The 12,953-nt window shown below is 62.2% G+C and carries 13 protein-coding genes and 3 pseudogenes; 10 read left to right on the top strand and 6 right to left on the bottom strand.

Going from position 1 to position 12,953, the window contains the following annotated elements; translation table 11 throughout:
* Positions 1-9 precede the first annotated feature (9 nt).
* Positions 10-1,488 (top strand): amidase, encoded by a 1,479-nt coding sequence (locus BLW05_RS18720; RefSeq protein ID WP_093164921.1) that lies wholly within the window; start codon positions 10-12, stop codon positions 1,486-1,488.
* Positions 1,485-2,915, top strand: a complete 1,431-nt coding sequence (locus tag BLW05_RS18715; protein WP_093164919.1) for an FAD-binding oxidoreductase — start codon at positions 1,485-1,487, stop codon at positions 2,913-2,915. Before BLW05_RS18720 ends, BLW05_RS18715 begins: the two co-directional genes overlap by 4 nt.
* A gap of 4 nt (positions 2,916-2,919) precedes the next feature.
* Here the strand turns inward: BLW05_RS18715 and BLW05_RS18710 are convergent, their stop codons facing one another.
* Positions 2,920-3,831 carry a LysR family transcriptional regulator gene (locus BLW05_RS18710; RefSeq protein WP_093164917.1) on the bottom strand — a complete coding sequence of 304 codons (912 nt, stop codon included), beginning with the start codon at positions 3,829-3,831 and terminating at the stop codon, positions 2,920-2,922.
* Between the two features lie 362 nt (positions 3,832-4,193).
* On the opposite strand from BLW05_RS18710, the pseudogene BLW05_RS36805 reads away from it, so the two are divergent.
* A pseudogene (locus tag BLW05_RS36805) lies at positions 4,194-4,499 on the top strand (enoyl-CoA hydratase-related protein); the annotation flags it as partial.
* Positions 4,500-4,614: 115 nt separating this feature from the next.
* Here BLW05_RS36805 and BLW05_RS18700 read toward each other — a convergent pair.
* The 3 genes from BLW05_RS18700 to BLW05_RS18690 all read right to left on the bottom strand — a co-directional run bounded on the left by BLW05_RS18700 (position 4,615) and on the right by BLW05_RS18690 (position 7,004).
* Complete coding sequence (locus BLW05_RS18700) at positions 4,615-5,286, bottom strand: TetR family transcriptional regulator (protein ID WP_093164915.1); 672 nt, start codon at positions 5,284-5,286, stop codon at positions 4,615-4,617.
* Positions 5,287-5,488: 202 nt separating this feature from the next.
* Positions 5,489-6,448 carry a Bug family tripartite tricarboxylate transporter substrate binding protein gene (locus BLW05_RS18695; protein WP_093164913.1) on the bottom strand — a complete coding sequence of 320 codons (960 nt, stop codon included), beginning with the start codon at positions 6,446-6,448 and terminating at the stop codon, positions 5,489-5,491.
* A 31-nt stretch (positions 6,449-6,479) separates the two neighbouring features.
* A complete protein-coding gene (locus BLW05_RS18690) occupies positions 6,480-7,004 on the bottom strand; it encodes a carboxymuconolactone decarboxylase family protein (protein WP_093164910.1) in 525 nt (174 codons plus the stop codon).
* Positions 7,005-7,100: 96 nt separating this feature from the next.
* Here BLW05_RS18690 and BLW05_RS18685 point away from each other — a divergent pair, with 96 nt between their 5' ends.
* The 7 genes and pseudogenes from BLW05_RS18685 to BLW05_RS18665 all read left to right on the top strand — a co-directional run bounded on the left by BLW05_RS18685 (position 7,101) and on the right by BLW05_RS18665 (position 10,652).
* Positions 7,101-8,048 (top strand): LysR family transcriptional regulator, encoded by a 948-nt coding sequence (locus tag BLW05_RS18685; protein WP_093164908.1) that lies wholly within the window; start codon positions 7,101-7,103, stop codon positions 8,046-8,048.
* A gap of 160 nt (positions 8,049-8,208) precedes the next feature.
* A pseudogene (locus BLW05_RS36800) lies at positions 8,209-8,358 on the top strand (MerR family transcriptional regulator); the annotation flags it as partial.
* A gap of 258 nt (positions 8,359-8,616) precedes the next feature.
* A complete protein-coding gene (locus BLW05_RS36470) occupies positions 8,617-9,012 on the top strand; it encodes a YkvA family protein (protein ID WP_143044852.1) in 396 nt (131 codons plus the stop codon).
* 230 nt (positions 9,013-9,242) lie between these two features.
* Positions 9,243-9,467, top strand: a pseudogene (locus BLW05_RS18675) (MerC family mercury resistance protein); the annotation flags it as partial.
* Positions 9,468-9,477: 10 nt separating this feature from the next.
* Entirely contained in the window at positions 9,478-9,687 is a 210-nt protein-coding gene (locus BLW05_RS35960) for a hypothetical protein (protein WP_177142695.1), read from the top strand.
* Positions 9,688-9,818: 131 nt separating this feature from the next.
* Positions 9,819-10,097: a PepSY domain-containing protein gene (locus BLW05_RS18670; RefSeq protein ID WP_218135192.1), complete on the top strand. Its 279-nt coding sequence runs from the start codon at positions 9,819-9,821 to the stop codon at positions 10,095-10,097.
* 3 nt (positions 10,098-10,100) lie between these two features.
* Entirely contained in the window at positions 10,101-10,652 is a 552-nt protein-coding gene (locus tag BLW05_RS18665) for a cytochrome b/b6 domain-containing protein (protein WP_093164903.1), read from the top strand.
* Positions 10,653-10,861: 209 nt separating this feature from the next.
* On the opposite strand, the gene BLW05_RS18660 is transcribed toward BLW05_RS18665, so the two are convergent.
* Both BLW05_RS18660 and BLW05_RS18655 read right to left on the bottom strand, forming a co-directional pair.
* Complete coding sequence (locus BLW05_RS18660) at positions 10,862-11,968, bottom strand: cyanophycinase (protein WP_256330371.1); 1,107 nt, start codon at positions 11,966-11,968, stop codon at positions 10,862-10,864.
* A 469-nt stretch (positions 11,969-12,437) separates the two neighbouring features.
* Positions 12,438-12,578 (bottom strand): heme-binding protein, encoded by a 141-nt coding sequence (locus BLW05_RS18655; RefSeq protein ID WP_371126952.1) that lies wholly within the window; start codon positions 12,576-12,578, stop codon positions 12,438-12,440.
* Positions 12,579-12,953: the final 375 nt, after the last annotated feature.

The raw sequence follows: 12,953 nt of genomic DNA, 5'->3' as shown, positions 1-12,953 counted from the left end.
GAGTCGCACATGAACCACCCGACAGCACACCGACTCTTGCGTCGCCTCGACCAGCGAGAAATCTCGAGCGTCGAGCTTCTGAAGGATCAACTGGCGCGCATCTCGGCCAACGATTCCGCGATCAATGCCGTCGTCGTTCTCGACGAAGAGCGCGCGCTCCGCCAAGCGGCCGAAGCAGATGCAGCGCGCGCACGAGGAGAGAGCCTGGGCCCGCTGCATGGCCTGCCCATCACGGTCAAGGAGTCTTTCGATGTCACGAACCTGCCGACCACCTGGGGCTACCCGGCGTTCAGGAACAACGTCGCAAACCGCAATTCGACCGCCGTACAGCGTCTGGTGGACGCCGGGGCGATCATCTTCGGCAAGACGAACGTCCCTGTTTCGCTGGCCGACTGGCAGACGTTCAACCCGGTCTACGGAACCACGAACAACCCCTGGGACGTGACACGAGTCCCTGGTGGCTCCTCGGGCGGATCCGCTGCGGCATTGGCTGCAGGTTTTACGTCCCTCGAACTCGGGAGCGACATCGGCGCATCCATCCGCAACCCGGCGCACTATTGCGGCGTGTACGGCCACAAACCGACCTGGGGCGTGGTGCCCATGCACGGGCATGCACTGCCCGGAGCGGTCTGCATGGATTCCGTGGACATCGGTGTCGCCGGCCCGATGGCGCGAAGCGCCGGCGATCTTCAGTTGGCCATGGATGTGCTGACGTCGCCCCTGCGCAGCTTCGGTGGCCACGGATGGCGACAGGCGCGATGGCGCGATGCCGGACAGCCTGTCGAGCGCCTGCGCATCGCCGTCATTTCCGACGACGGCGTGGCGCGTGTGGACGATGCCATCGTCCACAGGCTCCGACAGTTGGCCTCGTTCCTGCGCGGAAAGGTGGCGCACGTCAGCGAAGACCGGCGGCCCGTCGACAGCGAGGAATCGCGATGCGTCTACCTTCACCTGGTGCGCGCCGCAACCGGTGCCTTCCTGCAGGACGCTGACCACGAAGCCGCCCGGCGAGTGGCGGATGCATTGGACCCGAAGGACATGAGCTACCGGGCCTGCCACTACCGTGGAAGCACCCTCACGCATCGGGACTGGTTCGCGTTCGACCAACGCCGCATCAGCCTCCGAATGCAATGGCAAAGCTTCTTCAATGATTTCGATCTGGTCATCTGCCCCGTCGCCACGACGCCCGCCTTTGCGCACAACCAGAAAGGCGAGCGCTGGGAACGCATGATCGATGTCAACGGGCAGCCGCAGGAAAGCACCGATTCGCTGTTCTGGGCGGGGTATCCGGGTGTCGTGGGCCTGCCGGCGACGGCCGTTCCCCTCGGCCGCAATGCACAAGGACTTCCCTTCGGCGCGCAGATCATCGCGCCGGCTTTCTCGGACCCGGTTGCGCTGCGCTTTGCAGGCTGGCTGGAGCGCGAGTGGTATGCCTTCCAGGCGCCGGAACTCGGCGATCGGATCGAGTCGAGAGCCTTTGCAGCATGAAGAACGAACTCATCGCCGCTTTGCGCGCCGTGGTCGGCGCATCGAGTGTCCTGACGTCTGAAGGCGCCGCTGCGGATCTGACCGCCTGGGAACGCGATTGGCGCGGGCTTCGACAAGGTCGCGCACTCGCCGTGGTGCGTCCGCGTTCGACCGAACAGGTTGCCGCCGTCGTGCGCACCTGCGCCGAGGCCGGTGTCTCCATCGTTCCTCAAGGCGGAAACACCGGGCTTGTCGTCGGGTCGACACCGGATGCAAGCGGACAGCAGGTGGTCCTCAGCCTGCGAGACATGAATCGCATACGCCGTTTCGATCCGGTCAATGCGAGCATGACCGTCGAAGCGGGATGCATCTTGCAGATTCTGCAGGAACACTGCGAAGGTGAAGGCTTTCTGTTTCCGTTGAGCCTCGGCGCCGAAGGCAGTTGCACGATTGGCGGCAATCTCGCGACCAACGCGGGAGGTACCCAGGTCATCCGTTTCGGGAATGCGCGCGACCTTTGCCTCGGGCTCGAAGTGGTGACAGCGGACGGGGAAATCTGGAGCGACCTCTCCGGCCTGCGCAAGAACAACACTGGATACGACCTGCGCAATCTCTTCATCGGCTCCGAAGGAACGCTGGGCATCATCACTGCAGCCACACTCAAGATGTACCCCAGCCCTGTTGCAGTCGTGACCGCGTTCGTCGCCGTGCCCACCCCGGACTCGGCCACGAATCTGCTCAAGCTCGCGGGACGTCGCCTCGGAAGCGCGCTCACCGGGTTCGAATTGATGAATCAGGCAGCGTTGGGCCTGGTGGCCAAGCATTACCCGCACCAGCAAGTCCCGCTGTGGCAGTCCTCGCCCTACTGCGTGCTCCTGGAAGTCTCGGACCACGAGTCCGAAGCGCACGCGCGCACGCTGCTTGAGGAGATGCTCGGCGACGCGCTCGAAGAGGGGGTGGTGACCGATGCCATCATTGCAGAGAGCATCGCCCAATCGCGCGCTCTGTGGCATGTGCGCGAATCGATCTCGCTGGCGCAAGCCGATGAAGGGGCACATCTGAAGCACGACATCTCCTTGCCGGTTTCCTCCATCCCGCAGTTCATTTCCGACGTGGAGGGGCAACTCGCCCGGCTGTCACCCGGACTTCGCCTGATCGACTTCGGCCATCTGGGAGACGGGAACCTGCACTTCAACGTCCAGGCGGCAGAAGCCGACCGCGATGGCAGCGCGTTGCGAAAGCTTCAGGGCGACATCACGCATGTCGTCTATGAGCAGGTGGCACGGTTCGGCGGGTCGTTCTCTGCCGAGCACGGCGTAGGAAGCCTCAAGACTGGCGAGCTTCGGAGCTACAAGTCCGCCAGTGCCATCAAGTTGATGACGAAGCTCAAAGTCGCACTCGACCCGCTCAACATGCTCAATCCCGGATGCGTGTTGGGCGCCCGTTGAAATGCTAGGCGGTACTGCTCGTCACGATACTGCGCAATGAAAGGCGTGCACTCTCGACGAACCATGTAGCCGCTGCATCCAGGCGGCTGTCCTTGCGCACGACGATGCCAATAGGGACCGTCGGAAGGGGCTCGTCCAAGATGATCTCCTGCGACAGTGGGGCCAACCAAGGCAGCGAGAGCGCGGCCTTTGGAACTGGTGCGATGGCATCGGTCTGTGTCGACAGGATAAATGCAGCCATCGAAGAGGGGCACTCGATGACATGTCGAGGCATGGGCACCTGGTGACGCAAGAGCCATTGACGTATTGCCTCGCTGATCCCGACCCGCGAGTCGTCCAGCAGCCACGCGGCATCACTCAGATCAGCGAGGCGATGCGGCCCGGGACCGAAACGACCGGGACGCCCTGCTAGTGCGATTGCTAAGCGACCCACCGGTTCGAATGCCAGATCGGCCCCCAAAACCTCGGGTAATACAGCGGTGATCGCCACGTCAATAGCGCCCTCCCTCAACATCGGCAGCAACTGCGACAAGAACGCGTCGCGGATGCTCAAGCGCGCATTTGGGAAACGGGTGCGGAAGCGCTGCAATGTATCCGGGAGGCACAGCATGGAAAAAGCCGGTGTCATTGCCACGGCAACGCGGTGGGCACCTTGACCACGCAGATTCTGAATCGCCGCGCGCGCCTCCTCCGTTTCTGTCAGGATGAGCTTGGCGCGGCGCAAAAGCTCCAATCCGGCGTCGGTGAGGCGCACCCCATGGGGACTGCGAGGTAGCAAGGTGACTTGAAGATCGAGCTCTAGCTCGCGCAACGACTTCGTCACCGCGGTCTGTGAAAGCGACAGCAACCGAGCCGCCGCGCGAATGGTGCCCTGTTCGGCTACGGCGACAAAGGCTTTGAGTTGGTTATTCTTCATGTGAGGGCTTTCGGCCGAACATTCTGCCAACTGTTTGCGCACCGGCTCAATCTGACCTGCGCGCTGCAGAACGGCATTCCCCGGTCTGCCCTTCGACGGCAATTCCGGGCCCGCTGCAGTCCTAGCTCCTGCGACATTGGGTGGCTTGTCTCAGGCATCAAGCGGTCGGATCGCATCGAAGCGTAGCCCAGGGCATTCAGCACTCGCGTGCGTGGCACGCGGCCTTCGACCAGGTCCAATTCGGACGCGTCCCCGTCATCGCCGTACTGCATGGTGCCGTCGTCGGAGGCGGACTGGAACTCGCTAGTGCAGCCCAACTTCGTGTCGCTGAATCCTCTACGTTCTATTGACTCCCGGAAGCTCAGCGCGGGATCTTCGTCGGCGGTGGCAGCTCGGCCCGAACTACGCGGCTGATAGGCGCCAACCGCATGGGGGACATGATGCTGACGGGGCGGGTCTTCGACGCCCAGGAGGGTCAATCCATCGGACTGTCGAACTACCTCGTGAGCGCCGCGGATGGGCTCAGAAGAGGGCTGGAACTGGCGGCAAAAATCGCCAGCAACGCGCCACTGTCGAACTATGCGATCAAGCGAGCGCTGCCACGCATCGCCGATCTGCCTCAAGGAGATGGGCTCTTCATGGAGGCCTTGACGTCCGCAGTGGCGTAAGGCGAAGAGGCGGCCAAGTTGCGCGTCCAGGCGTTCCTCGATAAACGCGCGGGCAAGATCATGCCGTCCTGACGTGGAGAGTGGAGCCGCCGGCGAGCACCGGCGGACGGAAGCTCTAGCTCGAAAGCTTCCGTTTCGAGCCCGGCCCGCCTCTGGCACCTTCGCCAAGATCGACTGGTGCCGAGAATCCCCCGAGGATGAATGCCACCAACTCATCGGCGGCATCTTTTGTCCTTGGCTGGGCAGCAACTTTTCCCTTTGAGGACAGCACGCTCCAGCCCACGGGCGACTTCTGGCCGAGGACCAGATAGCTCGCTCCGATGGCGCAAAGCATGCGCCACGTCATCTTCTCGCGTGGCACGCCCGGATAGCACTGGGCCAGCACGTCAAGAAACAACGCAGTGACACGCACCGAGTCCTCCAACAGGTGCTCTTTGCGCTCCGGGGCGACGTCCGCTGCGAACATCACGTGCAACAGCAGTTGCATGACCTCGCGACTGTTTTCGCGCTCCACATTTTCTATCCACGGGTCTTCCCAGCAACGCAGCACCGCCCGTGGGCTCGGCGGCTCGCCGCCGCTGCTCGCGAGCAAGGCCGCGAGGCGCTCAGATCGCGCATTCGCGATCTGGACGGCAGTACGTCGGACCACCTCATCCAGCAGCCCGTCGCGGTTGCCGAAGTGGTAGCTGATGAGGGCCACATTCGCGTTCGCCCTTGACGCCACGTCGAGCACCTTCAATCCCGCCAGGCCACGTTCGACCACGAGTTCGTGCGCTGCCTGGACCAGGCGCTCGCGGCTGTCCGGAGCAGGCGGGGTCTCGGGGGCGGATGCGCAGGACGCGCGACGGCGGGCGGGAGCTTAGACCAAGCTCTTGAAACGCAACTCCGACCGTCTGGTTTAGTGCGCAAGAACTGCCTCGCAAGAGAGCCTTTCCTATAGCGCCGGGAGGCGGCGCGGACCTCCTGCGAACGTCGATGAGGGCTCATGCTCAGTCCAGCTGGATGTTCAGGCTCTTGATGAGAGTCTCCATTTTTCGAGCCTCGTTGCGGGTGACCTCTCCAAACTGTTCGGGAGTTCCCACGACGACGTCCGAACCAATCTCCTTCCATTGCGCCCTGAATGCCGAATCCTGGAAGATTTCACGAATCTCAGCGTTCAGTCGGTCGATGACTGGCTTCGGAGTGCCCGCGGTCGTCGAGATGCCGTGCCATGCGTAGTACTCGAAATTCGGGTAACCAAGTTCGCTAATCGAGGGAACATCCGGTAGTTGTTCGGAACGGTTCTTGGTCGTCACAGCAAGCGCGTGAAGCTTGCCCGACTTAATGTGCTGCATCGAGCTGCCAAGAATGTCGAACATGCTGGTGACCTGACCGCCCATCAAGTCCACGATTGCGGGTCCCGCGCCCTTGTACGGGATATGCGTGATGTCAACCTTGGCGCTGGCCTTGAACAGCTCCCCGCCGAGATGCTGTGGAGTGCCATTGCCCGCCGATGCGAACGTGACTCGATTCATCGGCTTCTTGGCGTACTCCACATAATCCTTGAAGGATTTGATAGAGCTCGTTCCCGACACCTCCAGCACCAGGGGAAACTTCGAGATTTGGACAATCGGAGCCAAATCCTTGACCGGGTCGAAGCCCAGATTCTTGTAGAGGTACTGGTTGACCGAGAGATTTCCGCTGGCGGCCAGCAGGATGGTGTAACCGTCGGGCTTGGCCCGGACGACCTGCATGGTTCCAATGTTGCCGCTGGCACCAGCCTTGTTGTCTACGATGACGGGGACGTTCAACCGCTTCGACAGGGGCGTGGCAATTAGCCTAGCCATGAGGTCCGTCGGCCCCCCAGGCGGGAAGGGGACGACAAAGGTGATGGCCTTCTCCGGCCAATTTCCTTGCGCCAGGGCCGCGATTGGCAGCAGCATCGCGGCGAGCAGAGTGAGTTTCTTCATGGTTTCGTCTCCAGTGGTTTAGTTGGTGATTTCAGCGCGCGTCGTGGGAGTGAATCTGCAGCGCTTCGAGAAACCGCGACACCATGTTGTAGGCAGCAATCGTGGCCGTGAGGTCGACTAGTTGCTGTGGTGCGAAGTGCGCCGCGACGGCCACGAAAATTTCATCGGCGACCTGCACCTGGCGTGTCATCGCATCCACATAAGCCAGGACCGCTCTCTCGAGCGGATCGAATAGCGGGCACTGCGGCCAGTCAGCCAAACCTGCCAGCTTTCCTTCCGAGACCCCTTCACTCAATGCGATAGGCGCATGCTGGTCGGCCTCGTACGGTGCGCGGTTCAGCAATGCAACGCGCATGATGACCAACTCGCGCAGGGCTCCGTCCAAGCTAGATTTTTTCCGGATGGAAGTGAGGTATGCGAGCCAACCATCCGCAACAGCCGGGCTGTGCAGAAGCATCTGGTACAGGTGCAGGACGCTGCCGCGTTGGGTGACTATCTTGTCCGCCAAGGGACGCACAACATCGGTCTGGATGTCGGCGTAGGGAATGCGAGCCATGTATGAGTTGTCGATGAATCTTGGATGACGGCAATGCTATCGCCGGGTCATCTATCGGTGAAGTTCCAGATTTCTATTAATTTATAGAATCGCGGAATGAATGTTTCCCCTCGACACCTGCGCATGTTTTTGGCCCTGGCGGAGTCACTGAATTTCAGCAAGGCGGCTGAACAGTTGTTCATGACTCAACCCAGTCTGAGCAAGGCAGTTCGCGACTTAGAGGAGTCCTTGGGACTACCACTGTTCGAGCGCACTACGCGGCATGTTCGACTGACAGCGGGCGGCGCACAGCTCGTGGCGGTAGCGCGCAGTGTGGTGGGCGAGTACGAGGCCGGTCTCAAGCGACTGCAATCCTCGGCGGAGCGCGAGGCGAGACATCTAGCCATCGCAGCGTTTCCTTCGCTAGCCAGTGTGCTCCTCCCCCAAGTGTGCGCCGCGCTGGAAGCACGCCACGCTGCGTCCCGCATCACTGTCAATGACTGCAGCAATACAACGGCCGTGGGACAAGTGCTGCGCTATCAGGTGGACTTCGCGCTTGCTTCGGTCGCACCTTCCCACCCAGACCTGCACTACGAGGAAGTGGTCCGAGACCGTTTCGTTCTGCTCGCTGGCCGACGTTGGAGGCGGAAGTTGAATTCTGTAGTGTGCCTGGAAGAAATGATTTCCTTGCCTCTCATCACAATGACGGACAACAGCACTGCGTTGCGCTACATCAGCGCTGCATATCTGCAGCGCGGCATTGAATTCCGGCCGAAGATGCAGTTCGACCAACTCGGCACCGTGGCCGCGTTCGTGAATGAGGGTTTAGGAGTTGCAGTGCTTCCCTATCTGGCTGCCATGCCGTTGCTCCGACTACAGCGGTTCGACATCGCGGATGGTCCGCTGCGTTCCATCGGAATCGTCACACGACGCTTGGGTAATCCGACGCCGATAGCAGTCGATGCCATGGCGGAGGTGCGCCGAAGATTCGAGGAACTGATTTCGCGAAACCCTGAAGGGCTGCTTGCACCAACAAAATCGATGCGACGCGCAGTGGTTGACTAACGCGGATTGGGCGCATGCAGCACGTGGTTCTATAGAGGGCTATCTTTCCTCAGGGCATGAAGCTGCCGGTCGCCTCGAACGTCTGCTTTCCTGAGGCCGCCACTTCCGCAAGGGGCACCCACCTGCCGATAGCCGCGCCTCCGACGAGCGCGAAGGCCTCCTGGAGGCACCGGAGCGGGAGCCGTCAGGCTACCGCCGCTATGCCGACCGGCACATGCAGCGCCTGCAGTTCATCCGTCATTGCCGGTCGCTGGACATCCCACCTTCCGAGATCCGGGAGTTGCTGGAGTTCGCCGCCGCGCCGGACCAGTCCTGCAGCCATGTCGATGCCTTGCTCGACGAGCACATCGACCAGGTCCGGCAACGCCAAGGCCTTGCGAACGTTGGAAAAGCAACTGGTCGCCCTGCGCGCGCAATGCGACGGCGACCCGTCCCATTCATGTGCCATCCTCGAAAGCTTCATGAATGCCACCGCGGAGCACGCCGCCTCTCATCCGTAGCCCCAAAGGTCGGCTGCGGGATTGCGGTTCGCTGCGGAGCGTTGAGACGTCATGGCAAGATTGCGGCTATGACCATAGGCGACAAGCTGAGGAGCTGGGCGAAGCGAATCAAGCGCGACGGCGTGACGCTCTGGTTCGCCGGCAAACACCCTGCAACGCCTTTGCATGCGAAGGCCCTGGGCGTCTTCGTCGTGGCGTACGCGCTAAGTCCCATAGACCTCATTCCGGACTTCGTTCCGGTGCTCGGTTACGTGGACGATGTCTTGCTGCTCCCCGGCTTGGTCTGGCTGACCATCAGGCTCTTGCCGCCCGAGGTACTCGCCGACTGCCGGACGCAAGCAGACGTTTGGATGAAGACGCAGGGATCGAAGCCGAGCAGCCGAGTTGGCGCAGTGGTGATCGTGTTGCTTTGGATAGGAGTCGGCGCCGCCCTCTGGATTCGGCTTGTTCGGCCGCGTCTGTAGCCAGCGTGAGACGCCGATGGCTAATCACTCGTAGAGAACTGGCACGCGTTCACGGGCATGTCTTCTCGCTTGGCGTGGCCGCACTGCGGGCAGGTCGGCACTGAGCCGGGAACCACGCGACCCGATGAACTCTGTTGGCGAGTCACTGGCGCGCCCGTGGAGTCGCGCAGCCCCTCACGGCGCAGCGCTTGTTTGCCGGCGAAAAAAGATCCCACAGCGACACACCGACCATGGCTGGCGTCGTCGGAAGCATCGTCTCAGCAGCCGCATGCCCGGCCTGCTTTCCGGCACTGGCGAGCCTCGGCGCGGCCTTGGGCCTCGGGATCTTTGCCGAGTACGAAGGCCTCATCATGAGCCGACTGCTCCCGCTGTTCGCGGGCGTGGCGCTGCTCGCCAACGCGCTCGGATGGCTGCGCCATCGCCAGTGGCACCCAAGCCTGCTGGCGTTCGCTGGCGAAGGGTGGTTTGCCAAGCTCCTGCCTGCTTGCGCTCGACGACGGGACGCACTGCTTCGAAGCGCGAACGCTGGGCCAGCGCAAGCTCGACAATGTGCGTGAGCAACTCGCCGATCTGCGCCGGATCGAATCCGTGCTGGCACGCCTGGTGAGTGAATGCGAGAACGTGCGAGGCGCGGTGTCCTGCCCGCTGATCTTTGCGCTGCAGCGACGCCGATGAGGCCGACCACGAATGTCCGACTCGCAGACCAGGGCCCCTTCCACGAAAGCCCATGCTCTGTGAACGTCAATAAGAAGCATTCTCATCGCGATGCTAGACTGCCCCTCGAAACCAGTCCTACGAGGAGCACCATGAACCAGATCATCATCAACGCGACGCTGGGCATCGTCGCCGCGTTCGCAACCACCGCCGCTTTCGCGAAAGCCGACTGCAAGGCCTACCCGAAGGCCGAATGGATGAAGGAGGCCGACGCCAAGAGCAAGATCGAAGCGCACGGCTACACGATCAGCAAGTTCAAGGTCGATGGCAACTGCTACGAGATCTACGGCAAGAACAAGGAGGGCAAGAAGGTCGAGATCTACTTCGACGCCAAGACCCTTGAGCCGGTGAAGACCGAGATCGAGAAGTAGGCCATGCCGGCCTCCCGCCAACGGGAGCTTGCATCCGACGGCCGCGTGCCCGTGTGGGACGCAGCCGTTCGTCTTCTGCATTGGTCGCTAGCGGGGCTGGTGATCTTCGATCTCGTGCGCGACGACGGAGGCCCGCTGCATCGAGCGCTCGGCTACGTGGCTGTCGGCGTGGTGTTCATGCGCTTGCTGTGGGCGGCGCTTGTCCGAGGCCATGGAAGCTTCGCGGCGCTGAAGCCTTCCGTGCGTGCGACGCTGGCCTATCTTCGCGGCCACGCACCGCGTCAACTCGGCCATGACCCGCTGGGCCTGTGGATGGTGTGGCTGCAATGGTTGCTGGTCCTGCTGCTGGGGCTCACCGGATGGATGAGCCGGCTCGACGCGTTCTGGGGCGACGAACGCGTGCATGATCTGCACGCGTGGCTGGCCGACGCAATGCTCGTCGCGGTCGCGCTGCACCTTGCCGGCGTTGCGGCCATGAGCTGGCATTGGCGCGAGAACCTGCCCGCCTCGATGATCACCGGCGACAAGCGCGACGACGTCGGCAGCCAGGACTGAGCATCGCGTTCCCGTCGCGGTGCTCGTGGGGCCACGCTACTCAGTGGTTCGCAACTGATCGGCGAGATGCATCGGGCCGCCGTGGTGGGCCGGAAACCGTAGCCGGTGAGATAGACGATGTCCCTTTGCAGCGCGCAGGCGGGACTCATCTCGGGAATCTGCAGCTTGACGTCGGGCTATGCCACGCCGTGAGACGTAGGACGACCCTCTCAATAGGGGGAAGATGTCAACGCGCCGGAAATTGCGTCGACGAAGTAGCTCGGTAAGCCCGTCCAGTCCGATAGGTTGAAGATCGTCTGGGAGTCCGCAAGCTTCTTGATCTCGACGTTCGTCGCGGTCAACGGCGTCCCGGGGGCACAGACAGTCGGTGAATTCAGCGGCCGCACGAAATACACCGCGCTTTCCGAAGTCGTTGACGGATTCGTGACTCTTCGCGCCGTGAAGGCATGCGATCCCTTGTTGCCCTGCACCAGTAAGGCAGTCTCGACATCCACGCCGATACCGCGAGCGGCCGCGAAGCCGCTGCCCGAGGCGAGGATGCCGCCAGGGCAACCGGAGTTCGAATTGACGGCCACGAGCCGCGACACGAAGGCGATCAGGCGCCCCATTCGATCGCGGCTGTCGAGATGCGCATCGACGATGGTCGAGGCCAGGGCCGGGGGCGTCAAGAAGCCGCCGGTCAGACTCAGCGGACTCGGGTCGAGCGTCATGTATTTATTGAACGGATCGGCCAAGGCCTGCGTGCTGGTGACGCTTCCTCGAAGCGCTGCGAAGTCGAACTGGCCTAACACAGCCATGCCGGCACTCGTGCCACCGATCGGCACATTGTTCGCCAACAAACCCTGAAGCGTCTGATCCAGCCTGGTGCCCTTCCAGAAATTGATGTAGTCGCTCTGATCGCCGCCTGCAATGAATACAGCGTTCGCCCTGCCCACGACTGAATTCACGAAGGCATCATTCGCTGCCGCGACGCTGGGTATGACGAGCGTTTCGACAGAGCTCAGACCGAGCGATGCACCGCCGACCCACTGATCGGCGACGGTCGTCGCGGTCGTCAGCGCCGCGTCGCTGTAGTAGATGTAAGGATCGTAGGCGTCGGTGCCCGTCGCACGGATCACAACGAATCGGCCGCCCGTTCCCGGCTTGATGCCCGCTCTGGCGATCATCCAGCGGAATGCCTCGTCGACGTCCGGGCCACCACCCATCAACACAACCGAGGGCGTTGAAGATGATTGCAGCGTCGCGACTTGCGCGTCAGCGTCCCCGGTGACGAAGTAACTGTACGGCTTGCCCGCACTGGCGATGCCTAGGGCCATCGAAAGCACCGACCCGATTCCCCAACGCGTAAGCCCTCGCATCGAAATCGAAGTCGTCTTCAGAAGCGAAAACAAGAAGGAACTGGCTGTCATCGTTGTTGGCCCAGGAAGCGACGAACGAGACTGGCATTCTGCATGAACTACCTTCCATTCGATGGGTTGTCCGTGAGGCGAGCAGCCAACACGTTCGCCGGAAGGCCGGGAACGGCAGCGTCCGCTGCGTACCTGCCGTACGAGATCGAACGCGACAGACTGAATCGGACGACGTTGGCCCCTCGGAGTGGAAGCTCATGAGGGCCGTATCGAATTTGCAACCGAAGACCAACGGTTCGGCCGACCGTCGCCACCTGGCGCCCGTCGGCGCCTGATCTCTCCATGTTCATTCCCGAAACCAGATGATCACAGCGCTGGTGAGCAGACACATCGTGGCATTGCCGACATTGATGGCGATCGCGTCCCGTCGGGCAGATCAGTTGAGCCTTGCCACCACCTTCGCAATTCCGGCCTTAGCGCATGCTTCGTCTGTATGACCGCCCGGTGCGCCCGAAACACCGACGCCGCCAATCGTTTCCGATCCAGCCTTGATCGGTACGCCGCCGCCGATGGCGATGACCCCCGGGAATCTATCGCCAAGCAGCGTCGCAACGAAGCCGACGACGTCGGCCTTGCCTCAATGCACGGTCGCCGAAACGACTCATTGCCCCGCTTTGGGCTCGACGGCAACGAAGAGGTTGCTCGTACCCTTGCGCACCTACAGCTTCTTGACGTTGAGCTGAATCTGCAGATTCCTACTAAGCGTGAAGAACACCGCGGCATCGACGCGGGTGTACCCCGGAACGCCACTGCTGCATCTGGCACGAGGATGGTGGTCCGAGACTCGGCCAGCCGAATGAGATCGGGCGCGACCGGGCGCCCATCTCCTCTTCTCCGAGGATGCTTTCGAGGTCGCCCTTTTCGCTTCCCTCATCGAGACTCTCCAACACCC

The sequence above is a fragment of the Variovorax sp. YR216 genome, assembly GCF_900107745.1.
Classification (GTDB): Bacteria; Pseudomonadota; Gammaproteobacteria; order Burkholderiales; family Burkholderiaceae_C; genus Variovorax.
Note: the sequence above shows the minus strand (reverse complement) of the source record. Positions and strands in the feature narration are given on the sequence as shown.

Coding starts and splice junctions, on each gene's coding strand:
- BLW05_RS18710 (WP_093164917.1), bottom strand. CDS start 3,831: ATGAAGAATAACCAACTCAAAGCCTTTGTCGCCGTAGCCGAACAGGGC.
- BLW05_RS36470 (WP_143044852.1), top strand. CDS start 8,617: ATGACCATAGGCGACAAGCTGAGGAGCTGGGCGAAGCGAATCAAGCGC.
- BLW05_RS18690 (WP_093164910.1), bottom strand. CDS start 7,004: ATGGCTCGCATTCCCTACGCCGACATCCAGACCGATGTTGTGCGTCCC.
- BLW05_RS18695 (WP_093164913.1), bottom strand. CDS start 6,448: ATGAAGAAACTCACTCTGCTCGCCGCGATGCTGCTGCCAATCGCGGCC.
- BLW05_RS18720 (WP_093164921.1), top strand. CDS start 10: ATGAACCACCCGACAGCACACCGACTCTTGCGTCGCCTCGACCAGCGA.
- BLW05_RS18670 (WP_218135192.1), top strand. CDS start 9,819: ATGAACCAGATCATCATCAACGCGACGCTGGGCATCGTCGCCGCGTTC.
- BLW05_RS18715 (WP_093164919.1), top strand. CDS start 1,485: ATGAAGAACGAACTCATCGCCGCTTTGCGCGCCGTGGTCGGCGCATCG.
- BLW05_RS18660 (WP_256330371.1), bottom strand. CDS start 11,968: ATGGCCCTAGGCATCGCCAGTGCGGGCAAGCCGTACAGTTACTTCGTC.
- BLW05_RS18685 (WP_093164908.1), top strand. CDS start 7,101: ATGAATGTTTCCCCTCGACACCTGCGCATGTTTTTGGCCCTGGCGGAG.
- BLW05_RS18665 (WP_093164903.1), top strand. CDS start 10,101: ATGCCGGCCTCCCGCCAACGGGAGCTTGCATCCGACGGCCGCGTGCCC.